Below are 21,040 nucleotides of genomic sequence, written 5' to 3'. Positions count from 1 at the left end.
GAGACTTTTGGCTTAGAATAAACCAGATAAACCTGGTGGTAAGCCCATACCTGAATTTGCACCTTGAAGTTTTTCTTCAGAAATGACTTCGGCTTGACGTGCTGCATCATTCATCGCAGCAGCAATCAGATCTTCAATCATATCAGCTTCATCTTGTAATAAGTCTGGGCTAATTTCGATACGCTTAACGACATTACGGCAAGTCATAGTTACTTTAACCAAACCACCGCCCGCCTCAGCGTGAACTTCTGTTTTTGCAAGCTCTTCTTTGGCTTTTTTAATATTGGATTCCATATCCTTTTGCATGCGCTGAGCTTGCTGCATGAGCATATTAATGTTCATAAATTTCTCTCTTAAATTAAATCTAAACCGCATGATAAGTCGCGAATAATATCATTAATATCTTCCAAGCCAACAGATACACGGATCAATCCTTCTTCAATCCCTGCGGCTTGTTTGGCTTCAGGCGACATTCTACCATGTGAGGTCGTTGCTGGATGGGTAATTGTTGATTTTACATCGCCCAGATTACTGGTAATCGACAGAAAACGCGTATTATCAATAACCGTCCACGCACCTTCACGTTCGCCTCTTACGACAAAAGATACAACACCGCCAAAACCTTTTTGCTGTTTTTTAGCAAGCTCATGACCAGGATGGTCAGGCAAACCTGCGTAATAGACTTTTTCAACCTTGTCATGTTGATGCAGCCATTCAGCCAGTTTTTGTGCATTTTCACAGTGCGCTTTCATACGGATACTGAGCGTTTCCAAGCCCTTGAGGAAAATCCATGCGTTAAATGGGCTCATTGAATTACCCAAAGTACGGATTACACCATTAATTTCTTCAAGTAAATCGTTTTTGCCAACAACTGCACCACCTAATGCACGCCCCTGACCATCAATATATTTTGTTGCTGAATAAAGAACCAAATCGGCACCAAACTTAATCGGTTGTTGCAATACCGGTGTACAAAAACAGTTATCTACAGCAAATAATGCGCCATTGGCATGGGCAATATCTGCAATTGCTTGCATATCACCAACCTGTGCCAAAGGATTCGAGGGTGTTTCAATAAAGAGAATACGTGTATTTGGACGAATCGCTTGTTTCCAGCCTTCAAGATCATCCAAATCGACAAAAGTCACTTCTACAGCAAATTTAGCAACATATTTTTCAAATAAAGCAATGATTGAACCAAATACTGCGCGAGAACAAATCACATGATCGCCAGCTTTCAAATATGCCATACACATCGCATGTACAGCAGCCATACCAGAACTGGTCGCAACTGCACGCTCTGCGCCATCTAATATTGCTAAACGTTTTTCAAAGGCTTGCACTGTTGGATTGGTATAACGTGAGTATGTATTTCCTGCGATTTGCCCAGAAAATTTTGCAGCAGCATCTGCGGCACTTTCGCAAACAAACGAAGATGTTAAAAAGATAGGTTCACTATGTTCCCCTTCAAAGGTACGATCATGCCCTGTGCGAATAGCCAGTGTTTCAAGTTGGTATTCTAAATCATCGCTTGGATTCATCGTTTTGTATGCCTTATGATCAGGTGTTTAAATATGCCAACATTTTGAGCGCCTAACGTATTTAAGGTCAAGGCATAAGATGAAATTATCGCTTAGACTTCGTGCAATCTTGACTCATGATGAGACTTTCAAAGATGAAATCACTTGTAGAACAGCAAAAAATAAATTTTAAACATCTGGCTATGCGTGTCTTCGATGCAGATAGGCTTGTATTGTCACAATCGACAGCTTATCAAGTGATTGCTGAATTTAAACAAACTCGTGTTCGTTTTTATGCTTCTGAAAACAAACGTTACAAAGAGCCATTGGTATTTACAGCTCCTCTTGCCATCAACATGGATATTTATGATCTATATCCATACCGCTCTTTGATTAAACATTTTCAGGACAGTGGTTTTGATGTTTATCTAATTGACTGGGGTAAGTTGACTTACAAGAACTACCAAGTGAATTTTTTATCATTTATCGATAAATTTATTCCACGTTGTATTGAGGCGATTCAAAAGCATTCTAAATCTGAAAAAATCTCTTTGCATGGTTGGAGTATGGCTGGAATTTTTGTCACACTTTATACAGCACGGCATAAACCCAATGCTGTTAAGAATTTAATCGTTCTAGGTAGCCCAATTGATAGTTATGCATCAGGTTATATTGGCAGACTTTATAAAACCTTAGCTTATGTCACCACACGTAATCCAATGATCAAGGACTATATTTATAATCGCCTACCAAAGTTAATGATCCATTCACCAGGTTTTTTAAACTCATTAGGTTTTAAATTGTTAGATCCTAAGGGTTGGATTGATGGCAATATTCAATTACTCAAAAATCTTGATAACCTCAAACTGGTACAAGAAGACGCCACACTCAGCCATTTCCTGAATAACATGATTGACTATCCAGGTGGTATCAATCAGGACATGCTGTTTAATGTATGGCTACAAAATCCATTAAAGCATGGTGCAATCAAACTCAAGAATGAGACGATTGAACTGAAGGATATCAATTGTTCGCTCTTGGTAGGTGCTGGTAAAGGTGACCAACTGGTTACATCTGATGCCGCTTTTCCACTGACCCAGTTGACAAATAGTCAAGATGTCACGTTTACTTTGATACCTGGCGGGCACTTAGGTTTAATGTCTAGTCAAAACAGTTCAATTGAGTTCTGGCCAACACTGACAACTTGGTTATCAGAACGTTCAACTCCAATAAAAAGGTAAACTATGACTCAATCTGTTGCATTCATCGGTTTAGGTGCTATGGGCTATCGCATGGCTGCGCATTTACCCAAGTATTTCGAAAAAGTTTATGTTTGGAATCGTAACTTTGATAAAGCTAAGCAACATGCAACAGAATTTGGCACTTTGGCGGTTAAACTTGCTGAAGCGGTTCAGGCAGATGTTATCTTTTCGTGTTTACCGACTAGTGATGACGTTGAAACATTAATTGATGGTGTGAATGTTAAATCAGGTGCAATCTGGATTGATTGCACCAGTGGTGTTCCTGAGGCAGCGCGCCGTCTAGCAGAACGATTGAAAACACAAAATATTGATTTTCTCGATGCGCCTGTCAGCGGACAAACCATTGGTGCAGAAAATGCAACACTTACGGTTATGGTGGGTGGCGACATTAATGCTTTTGAACGTGCTTATCCTGCGATGGCAGCAGTCGGAAAGCTCATTCAACACGTAGGTGATTCGGGTGCAGGATTTGCCGTTAAAGCAATTAATAACATGTTACTGGCTGTCAATTTATGGTCGGTTGCAGAGGGATTTAGTACACTCAAAGCGCATGGTGTAAACCTAGATGCAGCTTTGAATTGTATTAATGCTTCTAGTGGAAAAAGCATGGTCACAGAAACTGTTTTTCCACAACGCGTTCTCAGCCGTGAATTCCCTGTAACTTTTGCATTACCTTTGCTCGCAAAAGATACAGGGATTGCGTTGAATTTAGTGCATGAGGCAAAGCTTCCAGCGCCTATACTTGCCTTAACCCAAAGCTTGATTCAGGCTGCAAGTTTAACTGCCGAAGCGAATAGTGACTTTTCTTCTGCTGTCAAAATGTATGAAGAGTGGACAAAAATTATACTAAAGTAAAAAGCTCAAGGTGATAAAAATTACACTCCAATAATACAGTTTCATTGAAATTTCATTCATAAGCCGTATATTAGTAATTGAACTTAAGTCAAATCGTGAAAATAGACATATTTTCTTAATTTATTTGAGTTCATGCCTTTTAACTAGAGGAATACCTCATGAATAAGTTTGCTGTTGCAGTTTTTGCTGGATTGATAAGCCTTACAGGTTTTAACCTTCAAGCAGCTACACCAGAACAAGAATGTAAAAAGTTGCAAGATGACTATAATCTCATCTATGCATCGAAAGGATTTTGTTTTAAAGATGCAGATGCCAAGGCTAAATATGGTAATGAAAACTGCCATACAACAAAGCCTAAATTTTCTGACAGAGAGCAACAACGCTTAGATGAAATTAAAGAGCGTCAAAAAGAATTAAATTGCAAATAAAAGCCTTATTTTTAAGTCTTAGCAGTTTATTTTCTATTTTTGTCTGAAAAGCAAAACTTCTCAGCTCATTATATTAAAGGACTAATCATGGCGTACGATGACCAAAATATTTTTGCAAGAATCTTAAGAGGCGAACTACCTGCAATCAAAATCTATGAAGATGATCAGGTCCTCGCTTTTATGGATATTATGCCTCAAGCAGATGGTCATGCTTTAGTTATTCCTAAAACACCTGCTGTTACTTTGATGGATTTACCTGCTGATGCAGCAGCCTATACGATTCAAATTGTTCAAAAGATAGCTAAAGCAATTGAAACCGCTTTAGATGCTAAAGGGATCGTACTAATGCAACTTTCAGGAGTTGCTGCTGGGCAAACAGTTCCACATGTGCACTTCCATTTGATTCCTAGTTCAGTTCATGAACTTGGTCGTCATGCAGCACAAATGGGTGATCAGGAAAAGATTAAAGCCTTTGCTGAAAAGATTAAAGCAATGCTGTAAGTAAAAAATTATCTATACGATGGGGCTTTTCGCCCCATTTTTATTTATTAAATATATAAAAATCAATAACAAATATAATTATTGCTAAATATGAATCGTCATCAAACTGTCATTTTTCTTTCACTTATCTGTCACAAAGTTTGCCGATACTGCATACAAGTCAGTGAGCTGTGTAACTTTTTGTACATAAGCAAGCTTATTACAGTAACTAAGGCAACTGCCATTTACAAAAAAGTGTTCTGGAGAAATCTCAATGAAAAAATTGCTTCTTGCTGCTACTGTAGCAACTTTAGCCATGAATGCAGCGCAAGCAGCACCAACTTTGTATGGTAAGCTGAGTGTAACTTTAGACAATATTGATAACAATGATTTTAAAGACGAAAGCGTAGTGAAAGTAAACTCAAACGCTTCACGTTTGGGTGTGAAAGGTGAAGAAAAATTGACTGATAACTTATCAGCAGTTTATTTAGCCGAATGGGAAATTTGGGCAGATGGCGATGGTGATGCTTTTAAAAACCGTAACCGTTTTGTAGGTGTTAAATCTGCTGGTGTTGCAACATTAAAAGTAGGTCAATACGATTCTTACTTCAAAAGTGCTGCGGGTAATAACCAAGATATTTTTAACGATAACAATGAACTGGATATGACTAAAGTTCTTGTTGGTGAAGATCGCTTAACTAACGTAATTGGTTTTGAAACTGATAAAAAATTGCTTGGCGGTTTAGCGTTTAACATTATGTTCCAACAAGGTGAACAGAATGAAACTACTAAGGATAAAAACGGTCAAACAATACCTCTAGATAACTCTGCAAGTGGTCAAAAAGGTAGTCGTAATGGATTTGGTGATGGTGTTTCAACGTCTCTAACTTACGAAAATAAAGATATTGGTTTAAATGCAGCTGTTGCAGGTAACTTTGCAGTTGCATCAAAGTATAATGCTTATGGCTTATCTGGTGTATATACAGATGCAGTACGTGTAACTGGCTCACTTGATTTATCTCAAGTAGGTGCTGAAGGTTTAGTATTCGGTGGTTTATGGCAAACTGCGAAACCTACAGATGATACACTTGTAGGATACAAAGGCTTAAAAGAAAACGCTTTCGGTGTAACTGCTGCATATATCATTCCTTCTACACCAATCAAATTAAAAGCAGAGTATATTTCTGCTAAAAGTGAAACAGATGCAGCGATCATCGCAGGTAAAAAAGACCTTAGACAAGACCTTTATGGTGTAGGTGCTGACTATCAGATCAATAAACAAGCACGTTTTTATGGCGTAGTTGGTCAGCAAAAACGTGACTGGTTGACTAAAGATGATAAGAAAACCACAATCGGTTTAGGCATGGAATATAACTTCTAATAAATTGAAGTAATCCGCTAAAACCAAAAACAAAAGGGCGATCTGCCCTTTTGTTTTTATTGATTTTATTTCTTTAAGAAACCACTGACCAAGTTTAAAACTTGTTGAATATCATTGTTGGCTTCCTGTGGATTAGTGTTTCCACCTTGTGGAGTCAAAGAATCAATCACTTGAGGTAGTACAGACGCAATCGCACTGTAAATTTCTTGCTTTGGCGCTTGTGCTTGTTGAGCAACCTGTTCGATATCTTGATCATCAAATAAGCTTTGAATATTTTGGGTTGGAACATCTTGAGCATTTACTTGTTGAGGATCGATCCAGCTTTGTACCTGATTTGCCAAACCTGTATTTTTCAGTTTATCCAATGCACCTTGCAAACCGCCCTGTTTTTGAATCCATGCAAGAATTAAAGGCAAAACGGCGATTAACAATGTTTGTGCTGTGTTACCACCTGCTGCATTACTGTGTGTTGAAGTATTACCACCACCTAATTGACCCAGTACAGAACCCAGAATTCCGCCTAGACCACCTTGTTGCTGGTTTTGGGTATTTTGTTGCTGTTGTCCCCCAAGCTGTCCCAATACCGAACCTAAAATTCCGCCTAAACCACCACCCTGACCTGATTGTTGCTGACCGCCTAAGGCCTGTTTCGCTAAAATCTCAACGATATTTGTCAAATCTGTCATGATTTTTATATTCCAGTTAGAATTATTTATTCGAAAAGCATACGCTGCTTTTCAACATGAAAACAAAGTTAAAGTGTTAAAATTTGCAAGAGCATTTAATCAGTTTATTATTATTTTATAACTGCGACTTATTCAGAGCCGCAGTACAGTCTAAGAAATTACCAACGAAATTTATTCCAATTTTCTGGATTTGCCCAAAATTTAGAGTTAAACCAATCAGGTACATGTTTGTAAGTTAAAATATTGAATTGCCATAGAGCAAAATCACTATCATGAGTAGTCTTATCAATAAGTTGAGTAAAACCTAGTGAACGCAATAGCTTTTCATCGTTTCGTTTACTAACAACAACAATCCTTTTAGCCATTAAGTCGCGTAACTTCACTAAAAGCTGCGCTTTATGTGTTTCAGTGATGTTTTGCATTTGCTCTGTATCAAATAATACAAAACCTAAATCATAACGTTGTGTAAATGGCAGATTTAAAAAGTCAGTTACGTTAAAATGATGCCATTGAATTTCAGCATTTTGATCAATTTGCTGACCGATACAAAGTGCAGTATGAATGGGCTGTTCTTTAGATAAATCGTCTAGCATAGAAATGATGACATTTTGTTCAGCCATAACTGCAACCCTTGATTGAGAAAGATGAGAGTTTATTGATGGAACTACAAGGCATTTGTCACAAAATGCACGCAGCGCTCAAAACGCATAGTGTAACTGATCAACCAACCAGCAAGGCAAATGTTGAATATAAATTTATATTAGATCGTTCAGAAACTGATCTACCCTTCGTATTAGGTCAAGAATTAGAAATTGAATGGACTGGAAATATTTTTTGTACTTCGTGTGGTGCAAAGACTCCAAAATCATATTCCCAAGGTCACTGTTTCAAGTGCTTCAAGACCAAAGCTGAATGTGATCTTTGTATTATGAAACCTGAGACTTGCCATTATCATCTTGGAACTTGTCGTGAAGATGAATTTGCACACAAGGTTTGTTTCCAACCCCATATTGTGTATCTAGCCAATTCAAGTGCACTAAAAATTGGAATTACTCGTATCGTTAATATGCCAACTCGATGGTTAGATCAAGGTGCAACCCAAGCTTTACCCATTTTAAAAGTTGGTTCACGCCGCTTATCTGGTCATTTAGAAACTTTATTTGGTACACAAATTGCCGATAAGACGGATTGGCGTAAGCTCCTTAAAGGTGAAGCTGAACCATTGAATTTAATTGAGCAACGTGACCATATTTTGGAAGAATTTGCACCAAAAATTCAAACGATTCGAGATGAATTTAGCCGAAACTTAGAATTCAATGAAGAACTTGAATTTTTAGAACATGAATTGCCTAAAGAATTTATTTACCCAGTTGAACAATATCCAGAAAAAATTAAGTCCTTAAATTTGGATAAAACACCCAAAATTCGTGGTGTTTTACATGGCATTAAGGGGCAATATTTATTACTCGATATTGGTGTCATCAATATTCGCAAATACACAGGCTATGAAATGATTCTAAGAGCGTAAAAGATAAGGTGGCATTTGAAATGCCACCTTTTTTTAACTTAATTTTTTTTTAAACAATTCAGAATTGCATCAACAGGATTTTCAGTATCTCCTGAGATTAATTGTTTGTGCATGCTTAGATGTTGCATCATCTGAATATGTGCTGTTTCATTATCCATTAATTTTTCAATTTCAGAAGCAAGGTGTTCTGGTGTTGCATCAGCTTGAATTAATTCTTGGATGACTTTTTTACCTGCAATGATATTAGGTAAAGAGTAGTATGGAATCTTAACGAGAAACTTAGCAATCATATAAGTTAACCAATGTAACTTATAAAAAGTCACCATTGGGCGATGTAATAACATTGCTTCAAGCGTCGCAGTTCCCGATGCTAGTGCGACAATATCACTCGCATTCATGACCATACGACCTATTTTAGATTCAGCATCGGTATTTTCTAAAATATAAATTTTTGATTTTAAAGTGATATTTAAATTTTGAATACCATGTTCAATTTGTTGTTTTCGAGCATCATTAATTGCTGGAATCAGAAACTCTAGTTCAGGATATTTCTTATGTAGTATTTCCGCAGCCCCAATTAACAAAGGCAATAGTCTGTCAATTTCACCTCTTCGACTTCCTGGTAATAAAGCAACGTGCATTTCATGTGCAGATAAGCCAAGCTGATGTTTTGCTTCTACAATTGGATTTTTTAAAGGTAATTGTTTGGCTAGTGGATGCCCAACAAAAGCTGCTGGAACATCGTAATTTTCATAAAATGTTTTTTCAAATGGGAATAAACACAACACTAAATCTATACTACGTTTAATACCATGTACCCGCCCTTGACGCCATGCCCAAACAGATGGACTTACGTATTGAACTGTTTTAATTGGTAAATTCTTTTCTTTTATTGTTTTAGAAAGACGTAAATTGAAATCAGGTGCATCAATTCCAATAAAAATATCCACTGGATGTTCAGTCCAACGTTCAACTAGACCATCACGTACAGCAAATAACTTCTTTATATCTTTCAAAACCTCCACAATGCCCATTACTGATAAAATTTCCATTGGATAATAACTATGGAAACCCTCAGCAATCATTTGTGGACCACCAATACCTTCAAATTCAGCATCAATTCCTTGTTCGCGAAAACTGCGCATGAGTTTCACTCCTAGAGTATCTCCAGAAACTTCTCCCACCACGATACCAATTTTTAGTTTTTGCTTTAACAAGACCAATGCCCCACTGAAATATTTGAATGATTCTAACAAAATGATTTTACATCGAATCATAATAAGCTATCCAAATTGTTCAAGATTGGTGAATATAATGTTTGATCTAAAATTCCATTCATTACTTTAAAAATTATCTTGATTAACGATAGTTAAATGATTGCGAGTTTATTTTCAATTTATTATTAACAATAATCATTTTCATTTAATATTTATTCTCCTATTAGAAGATCATTCCATTACCTTAAATCAAACACAAATTACCTTAAATGGTGCTGGAAAAATTTTAGGCAACACAAGAAATAATAGTCCAGTAGCAACCTTAAATGCAGGCGTTTATGGTCTACATATGGCTACATTTGCGCAACCACTACTACGATTTGCTTTGTCTTGAATATGGAAGCGCTATAGGATTTGTAAGTTGGTGGCTATTTGCGACACCGATTACATTTCTACTGGTGTTATGGGTTAATGAATTAAAACCTAACAAAAATAAAATTTTAGCAAAATAGAGAATGTTTAAATCGCTCTACTTTTCAATTAATTATTTTACGTCACTTTGATCAAACTAAGATTTACTCAACGAATTCATAAGTGCAAATTAATGAAACATGGCTGTGTAATTCAGTCAGTTTTTATACCGTCATCGACATTCTTTAGCTTTTTTTTGCATAAGTAAATCACTATTCATCACAACGAGTTATCTAAAAAAAGCATAAGATATGCTGGTTTTTGCATATTTAGGCATATTGATTATGTTTGGTCCTGTTGAATTTATTCTAGCTGGGGTTTTGGTTGGTTTCTGTGTAGGAATTACTGGTGTTGGTGGTGGCTCATTAATGACCCCCATTTTGATTAGTTTATTCAAAATTGAACCTCATATTGCAATCGGTACAGACCTGTTATATGCCTCTATTTCTAAATTTTGCGGTTCAATGGTACATGCTAAAAAACTAAATATTGTATGGCCAATTGTACTTTGGCTTGCACTTGGAAGTATTCCTGCATCTTTTGCCACCTCTTGGATTTTAGAACATTATTTAAGTCAATCAACGCATTATAAAGCTGTGCTGACCATGGTCTTAGGCTTTATGTTGACCTTGACAGGTATCTCTATTGTATTTCGTAGCCAAGTTGAAAAGTTCTTTGATCGTTTCCGTAATCGTGAACAAGCAAATATGGAAAGTGAGCAGCATGCTCTCCAGCATAAACGCTTATATATCGTCATCATGGGCATGGTTTTAGGTATTTTCGTCACCCTGTCTTCTGTAGGCGCTGGTGCTTTCGGGATTATGGCGCTCGTAATTATGTTTCCTAACTTACCGATGATCCGTATTATTGGTTCAGATGTCGTACATGCTGTCTTATTAACCGCTGTTGCTGGTTTAAGTCATATGTCTTCAGGTAATGTCGACTTTCATTTATTAATGTGGTTACTTGTTGGTTCTATTCCTGCAATTATTGTCGGAACTTTAATTAGTTCGCGTATGCCAGAAAGACTTATTCGTAGAATCTTAGGTATTACATTATTTGCCCTTGGTGTTAACTTTATGGTTAATCCAGTTAAGGCAAAACCTAAACCAGTTGAAATCCATAAAGTTGCTGTTGTTCAACAAACAAGCCATTCATCTAGTATGGTTTAATTCTGAAAAAAGCCGATTGTTTTCCGCAATTTTTGCGAATCGATAGTTAATCAATCGGCTTTTCATGCTATATTCGTAGACAAAATAACCTCTTCTTTCGATTGAATTTGTGACAGCAATGAATACTCTACAGTCAAATCCAGTTTCTCAGCCAGATATCGACGACGTTAATATTAAAAGCATTCAAACCTTAATTACCCCTGCGGAACTGAAAGCTGATCTTCCTTTATCTGAAGCTGCATCTCAAACTGTGTTACAAGGACGTGCAACTGTACGTAATATTTTAGACGGCAATGACAAACGTTTGTTTGTGGTGATTGGACCTTGTTCAATCCATGATGTTAAAGCTGCAAATGAATATGCTGATCGCTTAAAAGAATTAAGTGAAAAAGTAAAAGATACTTTATACCTTGTGATGCGTGTATATTTTGAAAAACCACGTACGACAGTCGGTTGGAAAGGTCTAATCAACGATCCAGATATGAATGACTCTTTCAATATTGAAAAAGGTTTACATATTGGTCGTGGTCTTTTGCTTGAATTAAATGAAAAAGGTTTGCCATGTGCGACTGAAGCACTTGATCCAAACTCACCGCAATATTATCAAGATTTAATTTCTTGGTCTGCGATTGGCGCACGTACTACAGAAAGCCAAACACATCGTGAAATGTCTTCTGGTTTATCATCTCCTGTTGGGTTTAAAAACGGTACAGATGGCGGCTTGACTGTTGCAACCAATGCAATGCAATCGGTTAAGCACGGTCATAGCTTCCTCGGCTTAAATGAAAATGGTCAGGTGGCAATTATCAATACCAAAGGCAATCCTTATGCTCATGTGGTATTACGTGGTGGTAATGGCAAGCCAAACTACGATGCTTCTTCTGTTGCGGAAGCAGAAGCAGCTTTGGCAAAAGCCAAAGTCAGCAACAAGATTATGATTGATACCAGTCATGCCAACTCAAACAAAGACCCGTACCTGCAACCTTTGGTTTTAAAGAACATCACAGAGCAAATTCTGGATGGTAATAAATCAATCGTAGGTATCATGGTTGAAAGTCACCTTAAAGGCGGTCGTCAGGATATTCCTGAAAACCTATGTGATCTAGTATATGGTCAATCTGTGACTGATGGTTGTATCGATTGGGATACAACAGAAAAAGCATTGTTAGAAATGCATGAAGCACTTAAAGATGTTTTACCAAATCGTTAATCTTTAAGTAGATGTAAAGCAGGCTCTCATGAGCCTGTTTTTATTTTTAAATTTTCCATTAAAGTTTCATGACTCACTAGATCTAAAACTACTTTTTCAATATTTGCCCTATTTACGTTTGGGATTACAATTAAATTTTGTTCTATAAAACATTGACTGGAATGCAAATCATCATTTATGGTTTGCATCAAACGAACAGGGTCGTAGAAAACTAATTCATAATTCTTATTTCTATACGTTAATACTAAAATAATCCATCCTTTAGATTCAAATACCCATTGTTCGTCATCGAAAAAACTGGAAAATTTATACGGTAATCTGCCATATATTTGTGTTCTTAAATATTGGATTTGTTTTGAACTGTAACATTTTTTTAATTATACTGCTGCCACATTTCCCCTACGACGTATCGCTGATATGAAGTCCAGTTTTCGTCAACACTTGCTAAAGTGGCGTGCCTCATTCGGTGCGATTACTTTGCTTTGTTTGCTCTGGCATATCTTCTTACCAACGATGGTACATACTGGCGTCGTACCTGCACTCTATGCAATGCCTACACATTGCCAAGTCACAGATATTAAAAATAGTTTGATGTTGTCTGAATCTCATTCAAGTCACCATCACGCTATGCATGAAATGGATCATCAACAGCATTTACAATCGACTGCGCATGATCAACTGAGTGACTATGCCAAAGAGGTTTTTGCTCTTGCTAGTCAAATCATGAAGCATTGTCCTTTATGTACACATGGTTTAGATGCTGTTGCAATTATTCCTTTAATTGCATTTATTTTAATCTTTGTACTGGCTTGGTTTAGTCGTGTACGATGCCTATGTTATACGTGGTCAGAAGATCTGCAAATTCCACGTATCTTCTATATTTTTCCAATTAAACAAGCACCACCGCTCCCTCTATAAAAATGCTTTTTTAACATTCCGTATCCAGTGTCTCACTGCGGTACGGCCTCGTTTATTGCTTTTATAGAGTTAAATATGAATACTCAATTCCGTTTGTCAGTATTAACGACAGCATGTCTATCGATTACCTACAGCTCAATCACTCTGGCTGAAACAGCTTCTGAAAATGAAACAAAAACCCTAGCTACAATCGTAGTCACGGCAAGTCGTGAAGGTGAATCTATAAATAATACTCCTGCTGCGATTAGCAAAATTAGTAGCCAAGATATAGATGATAAACATGCCACATTCATTGGTCAGTTAGTTAATCAAACCCCAGGTGTGTTAATGAATGATTTGGGCAACGAACAACATATGATGTCAATTCGTCAACCCATCACCACTTCTGCTGTTTATCAATATTTGGAAGATGGCATTTCAATCCGTCCAGTCGGTGTGTTTAACCACAATGCTTTATATGAAGTAAATTTAGCTGGAATTGATAGCATTGAAATTTTGCGTGGCCCAGCAAGTAGCTTGTATGGAAGCAATGCAATTGGCGGCACGATTAATTTCCTCACCAAAGCACCGAGTTTAACTCCAACTGCTGATTTAGGTGTGAGTGCAAGCTCTGAAGGTTATCGCCGTTTAGACTTGGGTGCATCCAATACGTTTGATACTGAGTATGGTGAACATGGTTTAAGACTGTCTGCCTATGCCAGTGATCGTGGTGATAGCTGGCAAGATCATGCTGAAAGTAATAAGCAAAGTGTAACCTTAAGACATGATTGGCGCATATCAGATGCCACTCAAATCAAAAATATTTTCAGCTACAACCATTTAAAAACCGATATGACGGGTAGCCTAAATGCAAATGATTTTAGCGCACGTCCAGGTTATAGCTATCAAACATTTACATATCGAGAAGTAGACTCAACCCGTCTTTCATCACAGATTAACCATCAATGGGATGATCAGCAACAAAGTCAATTGACCGTATATTATCGCGATAATACAACCGATCAAAATCCGAGCTACAATATTCGCACTGATGTAAAAGATAAAAAGCCTACAGGAACTTATAGCGGGCAAACTACCTATAACGCTTTTCAATCTTATGGCTTAAATTTACAGCATTCCATTAATTTGGATCTGGTGAAATTGATCATTGGGGCGATGGCAGATCATTCACCGAACCAAGCTCAAACCAATGATATTGAAGTCTTTCGTGATCCAAACACGCTAGTTTATACGGGTTTCAAACAACGTCAGTTGTTACGTGATTTCAAAGTTGATGTCAATAACCAAGCATTGTACACACAAGCAAATTGGCAAGCTTTGCCGAATCTAAATTTGGTTGGTGGTGCACGCTATGATTGGATCGGTTATGACTTTGATAACAAGCTTGTTCCCTCTAAAGTTACAGGTGCGCCAGACGAAAAACGTAGTTTTCACAAGGCAAGCCCTCAACTTGGTTTTGTATGGAATATCTCACCTGAATTAGATCTGTATAGCAATTGGTCACAAGGTTTTGTACCACCAGAAGTTAGTAGTTTATATGGCGCAAATCTGGTCACACCAAACTTAAAAGAAGCTACATTTAATAATATTGATGCGGGTTTACGTTTCAAAGTTTTAGATGACCGATTGGATGGAGAAATTACCTTATATCGTTTACAAGGTAAGGATGAAGTTCTAAGTTATACAAAACCTGATAATACCCGTGAACCACGAAATGCAGGCAAAACCTTACATCAAGGTATCGAAATTGGTGGAACTTGGAATATTACTGAACAGTATGATCAACGTTTAAAGTTATCTGGAAGTATCGCTAAACACGAATATAAAGAATTTCAGCCCTCATCAATACTCAACTATAGCGGCAATACAATGCCAAACTCTCCAAAAAGTTTTGGCACAATTGAATATCAAATCAAACCTATTCCAGCATTATTACTTTCGGCTGAAGGTGTTTATGTCGGTTCATATTGGATTGATGATGCTAATACTGAAAAATATGATGGGCATACCATTCTAAATTTACGTGCAAATTATCGTAAAAATGCTTATGAGATTTATGGGCAAATTCTGAATGTAGCTGATGTCCATTATGCTGACAGCACTTCATATAGCAGTAATCAAGCTAGTTATACGCCTGCAGCGCCAAGAACCTACTTATTAGGTTTGCGTTATCATTTTGGAAAATAAACAATGAATGCCAATCTACTCAAGAAGTTACTGAAATTTCATCGTAGCTTTGGAATGATGCTTGGCATTCTGATTTTGATGTGGTCTTTAACAGGTGTGTTGCATCCAATTATGAGTGCAACACAACCTCAACCCGTCAAACGAATGCCTCCACCTCAGCAACTGAATTTAACAAATGCTTTGCCTGCACCTTTGGTTTTACACCAGCATAAAATTGAAGAATTTTCAGGATTACAAACCATTCAGCTACAACCTGAACTTGTAGCTTATCGAGTTTTACAACCAAATCAAAACATTGCGGAGTATTTTGATAGTCGATCGGGTCAACTCATCACAGATGGAGAGCAACAAGATGCAAAACGTCTTGCAATTTGGTATACAGGTTTAGCCAAACAACAGATAGTTTCGACCGAACTGATCACTGAATTTAGTGATGATTATCCAAGTGTGAATCGTTTATTGCCTGTCTGGCGTGTAAGTTTTGATAATGGTTTAAGAGCTTATGTCGATCCATCACAATCTCGATTAGCCACACTCTCCAATGACCAAAAAATGTGGATGGCGAAAATATTTCGTTTAGGTCATACATGGACTTGGGGTGATCAACCGTGGACAGGACAAAATATACTGATGCAAATTGCCTTAATTGGTATTTTAGTTCTTACCTGTATGGGAATTGGATTGTTTTTTAGGATTCGTAATCGCCAGAACCATCGTTTAGCTCACAAGCCAATTCGCTTTTTACATCGCTATTTGGGCATCAGTCTAAGTATATTTATCTTGCTATGGGTATTCAGTGGTTTCTATCATGTTTGGCATAAAAAATCTGAGATTGTGAACATTCAGCCGATGTTTTATACACAGGATTTAAGTGCTGCCGCATGGAAAACGGCTGTTCAACAACCCATACAACGCCTTAATCTTGTACCGATCTCCTTTGCTCAAGATCACGTTCAAGCAGGTTGGATGGTTCAATTAACAGGTAAACCACAGTTACAAGGCAGCATGACCGCAGCCAAAGAACATGATCATCACAATCATGCTAAAAATGCTTCCCCTGCAATTGAATTGATCGATGCGAATGCCGCTACAAAATTAAATACCCTTGAGCAAAGTAAGCAGTTGGCTGCAGACTATTTACATTTACCAGTGGATCACTTTACTCAAAGTTCTTGGGTCACCAGTTTTGGTGGTGAATATGGTTTTATCAACAAACGTTTGCCCGTGGTTAAAGTTGAAAGCAATTTAAGTGATCAACTCAGGCTGTATATTGAGCCAAGTAGCGGTGTGATTGCAGCGCAAGTCACTCAACAAGATGTTTTAGAAGGTTTTAGTTTTGCATATCTACATAAATGGACATGGCTACCAGTAGATAAAACATTCAGAGATATCTTATTAGGTAGTATTGCTGGGCTCATTGCTTTATTGGTGATCTTAGGTTGTACATTAGCAGCCCGAAAAGCATCCTAAGTTCTGTGTTGATCCTTCTTAATTTAAGGAGGATCAATTTTTTAGAATTAAACCCATCAAATATAAAATGAAGCAACCACAAAACTTAGCATTAAGCCTGTCTCAATCAGCTCAATTGCAGCGCCAACAGTATCACCAGTAATTCCACCAATTCTTTTGATAAACAAGGCCCTTAAATAAAACAATACAGCAATAAAGCAGATAAAAGTCACTAATCCCAACCATTTAAACACACAAAGTAATGCAATTGTAATGACAAAAATAGTCCATGTAAGTTTCTTTGGAATAAAATCAGTAATTGAACGTCCTAGCCCTTTATCACGAACATAAGCTGTGGTTAGAAATAAAAATAATGGAACACTACGCCCAAGCATTGGAACCAGAATCAAAAATGCATTGAGATGCTGCTCAAGCAGTACATACAGCGCAGCAAACTTGAGTAAACAAACCACAACAAGACTCAGCACACCGATTGGACCACAGTTTGGGTCTTTCATAATTCTGAGTGTACGTTCAGAATCACCAAAACCACCCACCCAAGCATCGGCTGTATCGGCTAAACCATCAAGGTGAAGCCCACCTGTTAGCCATATCCATAACACTAAAATGATGCTGGCAATCAATAAAATTGGCAGCTTGACTAAAATCAGGGATACACCAAACAGAATGAGTCCGATCAATAAGCCTATAAATGGATAAAATAAAATCGCTTGACCATTTTGTTTTGCATTAGGCATTGTTTTTAAGTTAATCGGCAAAACTGTCAAAAATTGCAAGGCAATCCAAAAAGCTGTCATGCAAAAAATCTCTATCAAACAATATTGATGATTTACAGATTATGAAGAAACAAAAATGGGAATAGAACCCTATTCCCAAATTAAAATGATGAATCAACTAGATTATTGAATTTGATAACATTGTTTGAGTTTCAAATAATCATAATAGAAACTGTTGGTACTATATTGTGCATATTTACATGATGATTTAAACAAGGTCTCTTTTTCATTGTAGAGCATTTTTACCAAAGTTGTGCCTTGAGCATTTTGGTAAATATCCCACTGTAAATTCGCAGCCATTGGCGATACTACTTCACCTCTCCACGTACTATTGCTGTAGTTATAGGTTTGACGTAAAGGCAAAGGCTGCATCATGTCATGTAATTCCAAACTAGTCGCCAGTGGAATAATGATTTCTGCATGTGCGAAGCGTAATACCGCGCGGTGGGACTGTTTTTTATCGACAATTGCATCTACTTGCTTAAACAAATCTTGTTTTAGACCTTGAGCAATGTTACTGGTGATAGCATTTGATTCTTGAAAGCTTGGCCCTTTCTCATAAAAATCATTTGCATCGTTAAATTCAGCATAGAATTTTGCAGCATCTACAGGCATATATTGATCAAAATTTACATTTTTTAATTCAAGCTGCATACCACCAGAAATTGAATACAGCTCATAAAGATAAGCAGCGGCATCCACAGCACTTGCAATGGTATTTTTCCCTTTACCTTTTTCTGTAATGGTTTCACCTTTTGGCGATGTCACGGTATAAGTGCCACTATTACTGAAAGTATAACCAGTCGTACCTAATTTTTTGATAAATTCAGGCTTAAAAATTGGGTTAAGTACATTCATTGCAATTTGCTGTGCGCGTGTATCTTTTGCCAAATCATTTAACTTATTTTTTAGATATACATCTTCAGCTTCAAATTTTTGATAGGCTTGACTTGCATCATAGATTGCTTGTTGTTGTGTTGATAATGGTTTAAGCAAATCTTGATCTTTATTCAAGCTATGGAAATAAAGTTTAAAACGATCTACGCCACCATCTTCAATAGATGGAATACTGGTACTGACCAAACTTGTATATGACGTAGGTGTAATTTGATTCTTCAATTGCGGTTGTTGTTGAATCAATTCAGCAGTAAAAAACTTGGCGCTATCAACCGCACGATCTACGCCTGAGCTTTGAACTAAAATAGATTCAGGTTGTGTCGCTGCTGTTTTAAATAGCTCAGGTAGACGCTGTAAAAGACGGTCTGCGATACCTCGATGTTCTTGAATACCAAGCATCGTTTCATTGCCATATCCATACTGGCGAATCCCATCTACGCCGTAACCCAGCAAAATATTTGCTTTCATCATATTTTCTAAATCAGCACCTAGTTTTTCACCTAAAGGTGTTAAAGCATTCTCAGCCTTGGCTTGTTTCCATAAATTATAAAGTGCCAAATCATATTTAATGCTCGATAATCCTCGAGAACCATGACGTGCGACTAACTCTGTAAAAACAGGTTTAAAACCTTGTGGAATCGCTTCGTATTTTTTTAGATCTTGTTGTGGTTGGTATGGTGTTTTGGTTTGATAATATTTTGATGAGGTATTTTGTTCCGGGCTAGACTGTGATTGTTGCTCATTATTATCACATGCTGCCAATAAGATACTTGCACATAACAGACTGCTTTTCAATAATATATTCATAATGAATTTGCTTATCGTTTAAGAAATGACATGTATCATAGGCAGTAGTAATGACATTTCGATTACAATTTTATGGCAGTGTGTGATGATCGAAAAATCTCTTATTACTTATTTATCAATGTTTTTCTTCAAAATACATCTCATCTAATCTTTTAGAGCATTCAAGTTGATAGAGCTTGCCCAGTTCAGCAGGCATTTTTAATAAATCATCTAGATTTTGTTGGCGTGCCAAACAAGTCAACAATTTAATCACCCCACCATGCGTCACAATCAATGCCTTATTCCAGTTGTGTCGCTGCATTTGTACGTAAATTTCATCAAAACCATCTATGACTCGTTGCTTGAAGTGAAGCAAAGACTCTCCTTTTGGAGCATGATATTGCGTTGGAAATTGCCAAAAATTTGCTAATCGCTCAGGTTCAGTTTCATAAATTACTTGGGTGGAAATACCTTCCCAATCGCCAAAATGCATTTCTTTGATATGCTCATTGACCCGCATTGGCAATTCAAGTTGATTTGCCAAATGCTCTGCAAAGCAATGACAGCGCCGCAAAGGTGAACTGATAATCACATCCCAATCCATTGGAGTAGTGATGTACTGCTGAATGGTTGATTGCATTTGCAACCAACCCTGTTCAGTCAAATCATCATCCAAATGCCCACGTAGCGTATGGCTTAAAGTCGTTTCACCATGTCGCAGTAAATCAATCTGCAACTTTATCACCTGTTACAGCAGCTTCAGCAAATGTTGCCATTTGATTATGTAAGACACAGGCAAGCTGAATCATAGATAATGCCGCACTAGCACCACTGCCTTCCCCTAAACGTAAATTCATTGCTAAGATTGGTTGGGCATCCAATTCTTTTAGAACACGCTGATGACCATATTCCGCTGATTGATGTCCAAAAAGCATCCACTCACGGCTTTGTGGTTGAATACGTACTGCACATAAAGCTGCGACCGAACTAATAAAGCCATCGACGATAATAGGTAAACCAATTTGCGCACATCGTAAATAAGCCCCTGTGATTGCAGCGATTTCCAAACCACCTACAGCAGCCAAAATTTTTAATGCATCATTGGCCACATTTGCTCTATGAAGCTTTACTGCTTGATCAATCACTTTTATTTTATGTTGTAATTGCTCAATATTGATTCCTGTTCCTAAACCTGTAACTTGCTGGGCTGATTCGCTCAGCAACAAACAAGCAAGTGCTGAAGCTGAACAGGTATTGCCAATTCCCATTTCACCTGCAATAAAAATATCCGCATCTTTCGCCTTAGCAAGATCGGCGCTATTTTTACCCAGCTCTAACGCTGCTAAACACTCTCGGTTGGTCATCGCAGCTTGCTCTACAAAATTAGCAGTGCCAGCACGAATAGTATGGCATTCAACGCCAACATAATTATAACTATCGCCTACTGTCCCACAATCAATCACTTGTAAATGGGCATGATGATGTTTAGCAATGACACTAATTGCTGCACCACCCGAAGCAAAGTTTTGCAACATTTGACGAGTTACTGCTTGAGGATAGGCTGAAACATTTTCTGCTACAACACCATGATCACCAGCAAAAATAGTAATCCAAGGTTTGTTAATTTTAGGGAAAACTGTTCTTTGTAAAGCAGATAAATTAATCGCAATTTGCTCTAAATCACCTAATGCGCCTGTTGGTTTGGTCAATTGAAGTTGACGTTGCTCAGCTTGTTGTTTTACATCTAGATCAGGTTGCTGTACTGCGGCTAAAAACCATTGCGCTTGTTCAGTCAT

At 37.4% G+C, this 21,040-nt stretch carries 20 protein-coding genes and 2 pseudogenes; 13 read left to right on the top strand and 9 right to left on the bottom strand.

Annotated features, from left to right (window positions below; translation table 11 throughout):
* Positions 1–12: 12 nt before the first annotated feature.
* On the bottom strand, positions 13–342 hold the full coding sequence (locus HYG88_RS04545; RefSeq protein ID WP_005160192.1) for a YbaB/EbfC family nucleoid-associated protein: 330 nt from the start codon (positions 340–342) through the stop codon (positions 13–15).
* 11 nt (positions 343–353) lie between these two features.
* Positions 354–1,541, bottom strand: a complete 1,188-nt coding sequence (locus HYG88_RS04540) for an O-succinylhomoserine sulfhydrylase (protein WP_005160195.1) — start codon at positions 1,539–1,541, stop codon at positions 354–356.
* Between the two features lie 134 nt (positions 1,542–1,675).
* Between HYG88_RS04540 and HYG88_RS04535 the strand changes: the two genes are divergently transcribed.
* From HYG88_RS04535 to HYG88_RS04515, 5 genes are all read left to right on the top strand, one after another.
* Positions 1,676–2,761, top strand: coding sequence for an alpha/beta fold hydrolase (locus HYG88_RS04535; protein WP_005160197.1), 1,086 nt, complete (start codon positions 1,676–1,678; stop codon positions 2,759–2,761).
* A gap of 3 nt (positions 2,762–2,764) precedes the next feature.
* A complete protein-coding gene (locus HYG88_RS04530; protein ID WP_005160199.1) occupies positions 2,765–3,637 on the top strand; it encodes an NAD(P)-dependent oxidoreductase in 873 nt (290 codons plus the stop codon).
* Positions 3,638–3,795: 158 nt separating this feature from the next.
* Positions 3,796–4,065 (top strand): YARHG domain-containing protein, encoded by a 270-nt coding sequence (locus tag HYG88_RS04525; protein WP_005160201.1) that lies wholly within the window; start codon positions 3,796–3,798, stop codon positions 4,063–4,065.
* Positions 4,066–4,152: 87 nt separating this feature from the next.
* On the top strand, positions 4,153–4,566 hold the full coding sequence (locus tag HYG88_RS04520) for an HIT family protein (protein ID WP_005160203.1): 414 nt from the start codon (positions 4,153–4,155) through the stop codon (positions 4,564–4,566).
* Between the two features lie 253 nt (positions 4,567–4,819).
* Positions 4,820–5,926 (top strand): porin, encoded by a 1,107-nt coding sequence (locus tag HYG88_RS04515; protein ID WP_005160206.1) that lies wholly within the window; start codon positions 4,820–4,822, stop codon positions 5,924–5,926.
* A 65-nt stretch (positions 5,927–5,991) separates the two neighbouring features.
* Here the strand turns inward: HYG88_RS04515 and HYG88_RS04510 are convergent, their stop codons facing one another.
* Positions 5,992–6,612, bottom strand: coding sequence for a YidB family protein (locus HYG88_RS04510; RefSeq protein WP_005160209.1), 621 nt, complete (start codon positions 6,610–6,612; stop codon positions 5,992–5,994).
* Positions 6,613–6,770: 158 nt separating this feature from the next.
* A complete protein-coding gene (locus HYG88_RS04505) occupies positions 6,771–7,232 on the bottom strand; it encodes a DUF6231 family protein (protein WP_005160212.1) in 462 nt (153 codons plus the stop codon).
* A 38-nt stretch (positions 7,233–7,270) separates the two neighbouring features.
* On the opposite strand from HYG88_RS04505, the gene HYG88_RS04500 reads away from it, so the two are divergent.
* Positions 7,271–8,140, top strand: coding sequence for a DUF2797 domain-containing protein (locus HYG88_RS04500; RefSeq protein WP_005160214.1), 870 nt, complete (start codon positions 7,271–7,273; stop codon positions 8,138–8,140).
* 38 nt (positions 8,141–8,178) lie between these two features.
* On the opposite strand, the gene lpxB is transcribed toward HYG88_RS04500, so the two are convergent.
* Complete coding sequence (lpxB, locus tag HYG88_RS04495) at positions 8,179–9,357, bottom strand: lipid-A-disaccharide synthase (protein ID WP_171063561.1); 1,179 nt, start codon at positions 9,355–9,357, stop codon at positions 8,179–8,181.
* Between the two features lie 223 nt (positions 9,358–9,580).
* On the opposite strand from lpxB, the pseudogene HYG88_RS04490 reads away from it, so the two are divergent.
* The 7 genes and pseudogenes from HYG88_RS04490 to HYG88_RS04465 form a co-directional block, all read left to right on the top strand.
* Positions 9,581–9,742: pseudogene (locus HYG88_RS04490) on the top strand (PepSY domain-containing protein); the annotation flags it as partial.
* Positions 9,738–9,869, top strand: a pseudogene (locus tag HYG88_RS15235) (DUF1634 domain-containing protein); the annotation flags it as partial. The pseudogenes HYG88_RS04490 and HYG88_RS15235, both read left to right, overlap by 5 nt.
* Positions 9,870–10,112: 243 nt before the next feature.
* The gene (locus tag HYG88_RS04485) at positions 10,113–11,000 is read left to right on the top strand and encodes a sulfite exporter TauE/SafE family protein (RefSeq protein WP_005160219.1); all 888 of its coding nucleotides are present in this window, start codon (positions 10,113–10,115) and stop codon (positions 10,998–11,000) included.
* A 118-nt stretch (positions 11,001–11,118) separates the two neighbouring features.
* Positions 11,119–12,210 carry a 3-deoxy-7-phosphoheptulonate synthase gene (locus HYG88_RS04480; RefSeq protein WP_005160221.1) on the top strand — a complete coding sequence of 364 codons (1,092 nt, stop codon included), beginning with the start codon at positions 11,119–11,121 and terminating at the stop codon, positions 12,208–12,210.
* A 417-nt stretch (positions 12,211–12,627) separates the two neighbouring features.
* Positions 12,628–13,128: a hypothetical protein gene (locus HYG88_RS04475; protein WP_178882662.1), complete on the top strand. Its 501-nt coding sequence runs from the start codon at positions 12,628–12,630 to the stop codon at positions 13,126–13,128.
* A 75-nt stretch (positions 13,129–13,203) separates the two neighbouring features.
* Positions 13,204–15,315, top strand: a complete 2,112-nt coding sequence (locus tag HYG88_RS04470) for a TonB-dependent receptor (RefSeq protein ID WP_178882661.1) — start codon at positions 13,204–13,206, stop codon at positions 15,313–15,315.
* Positions 15,316–15,318: 3 nt separating this feature from the next.
* Positions 15,319–16,785, top strand: coding sequence for a PepSY domain-containing protein (locus HYG88_RS04465; protein ID WP_178882660.1), 1,467 nt, complete (start codon positions 15,319–15,321; stop codon positions 16,783–16,785).
* Between the two features lie 56 nt (positions 16,786–16,841).
* Here the strand turns inward: HYG88_RS04465 and HYG88_RS04460 are convergent, their stop codons facing one another.
* The 4 genes from HYG88_RS04460 to cobT all read right to left on the bottom strand — a co-directional run bounded on the left by HYG88_RS04460 (position 16,842) and on the right by cobT (position 21,040).
* Positions 16,842–17,582 carry an adenosylcobinamide-GDP ribazoletransferase gene (locus tag HYG88_RS04460; RefSeq protein ID WP_178882659.1) on the bottom strand — a complete coding sequence of 247 codons (741 nt, stop codon included), beginning with the start codon at positions 17,580–17,582 and terminating at the stop codon, positions 16,842–16,844.
* A gap of 102 nt (positions 17,583–17,684) precedes the next feature.
* Entirely contained in the window at positions 17,685–19,265 is a 1,581-nt protein-coding gene (locus HYG88_RS04455) for a histidine-type phosphatase (protein ID WP_178882658.1), read from the bottom strand.
* Between the two features lie 115 nt (positions 19,266–19,380).
* Complete coding sequence (locus HYG88_RS04450) at positions 19,381–19,980, bottom strand: histidine phosphatase family protein (RefSeq protein WP_178882657.1); 600 nt, start codon at positions 19,978–19,980, stop codon at positions 19,381–19,383.
* Positions 19,970–21,040, bottom strand: a complete 1,071-nt coding sequence (gene cobT / locus HYG88_RS04445; protein ID WP_178882656.1) for a nicotinate-nucleotide--dimethylbenzimidazole phosphoribosyltransferase — start codon at positions 21,038–21,040, stop codon at positions 19,970–19,972. The genes HYG88_RS04450 and cobT overlap by 11 nt, the downstream gene beginning before the upstream one ends.

The organism is Acinetobacter sp. SwsAc4, from assembly GCF_013391535.1.
GTDB lineage: Bacteria > Pseudomonadota > Gammaproteobacteria > Pseudomonadales > Moraxellaceae > Acinetobacter.
This window is presented reverse-complemented; position numbering and strand designations above follow the sequence as displayed.

Coding starts and splice junctions, on each gene's coding strand:
- HYG88_RS04530 (WP_005160199.1), top strand. CDS start 2,765: ATGACTCAATCTGTTGCATTCATCGGTTTAGGTGCTATGGGCTATCGC.
- HYG88_RS04500 (WP_005160214.1), top strand. CDS start 7,271: ATGGAACTACAAGGCATTTGTCACAAAATGCACGCAGCGCTCAAAACG.
- HYG88_RS04510 (WP_005160209.1), bottom strand. CDS start 6,612: ATGACAGATTTGACAAATATCGTTGAGATTTTAGCGAAACAGGCCTTA.
- HYG88_RS04465 (WP_178882660.1), top strand. CDS start 15,319: ATGAATGCCAATCTACTCAAGAAGTTACTGAAATTTCATCGTAGCTTT.
- HYG88_RS04470 (WP_178882661.1), top strand. CDS start 13,204: ATGAATACTCAATTCCGTTTGTCAGTATTAACGACAGCATGTCTATCG.
- HYG88_RS04520 (WP_005160203.1), top strand. CDS start 4,153: ATGGCGTACGATGACCAAAATATTTTTGCAAGAATCTTAAGAGGCGAA.
- HYG88_RS04455 (WP_178882658.1), bottom strand. CDS start 19,265: ATGAATATATTATTGAAAAGCAGTCTGTTATGTGCAAGTATCTTATTG.
- HYG88_RS04515 (WP_005160206.1), top strand. CDS start 4,820: ATGAAAAAATTGCTTCTTGCTGCTACTGTAGCAACTTTAGCCATGAAT.
- HYG88_RS04505 (WP_005160212.1), bottom strand. CDS start 7,232: ATGGCTGAACAAAATGTCATCATTTCTATGCTAGACGATTTATCTAAA.
- HYG88_RS04460 (WP_178882659.1), bottom strand. CDS start 17,582: ATGACAGCTTTTTGGATTGCCTTGCAATTTTTGACAGTTTTGCCGATT.
- HYG88_RS04485 (WP_005160219.1), top strand. CDS start 10,113: ATGTTTGGTCCTGTTGAATTTATTCTAGCTGGGGTTTTGGTTGGTTTC.
- HYG88_RS04545 (WP_005160192.1), bottom strand. CDS start 342: ATGAACATTAATATGCTCATGCAGCAAGCTCAGCGCATGCAAAAGGAT.
- HYG88_RS04540 (WP_005160195.1), bottom strand. CDS start 1,541: ATGAATCCAAGCGATGATTTAGAATACCAACTTGAAACACTGGCTATT.
- HYG88_RS04535 (WP_005160197.1), top strand. CDS start 1,676: ATGAAATCACTTGTAGAACAGCAAAAAATAAATTTTAAACATCTGGCT.
- HYG88_RS04525 (WP_005160201.1), top strand. CDS start 3,796: ATGAATAAGTTTGCTGTTGCAGTTTTTGCTGGATTGATAAGCCTTACA.
- cobT (WP_178882656.1), bottom strand. CDS start 21,040: ATGACTGAACAAGCGCAATGGTTTTTAGCCGCAGTACAGCAACCTGAT.
- HYG88_RS04475 (WP_178882662.1), top strand. CDS start 12,628: ATGAAGTCCAGTTTTCGTCAACACTTGCTAAAGTGGCGTGCCTCATTC.
- HYG88_RS04480 (WP_005160221.1), top strand. CDS start 11,119: ATGAATACTCTACAGTCAAATCCAGTTTCTCAGCCAGATATCGACGAC.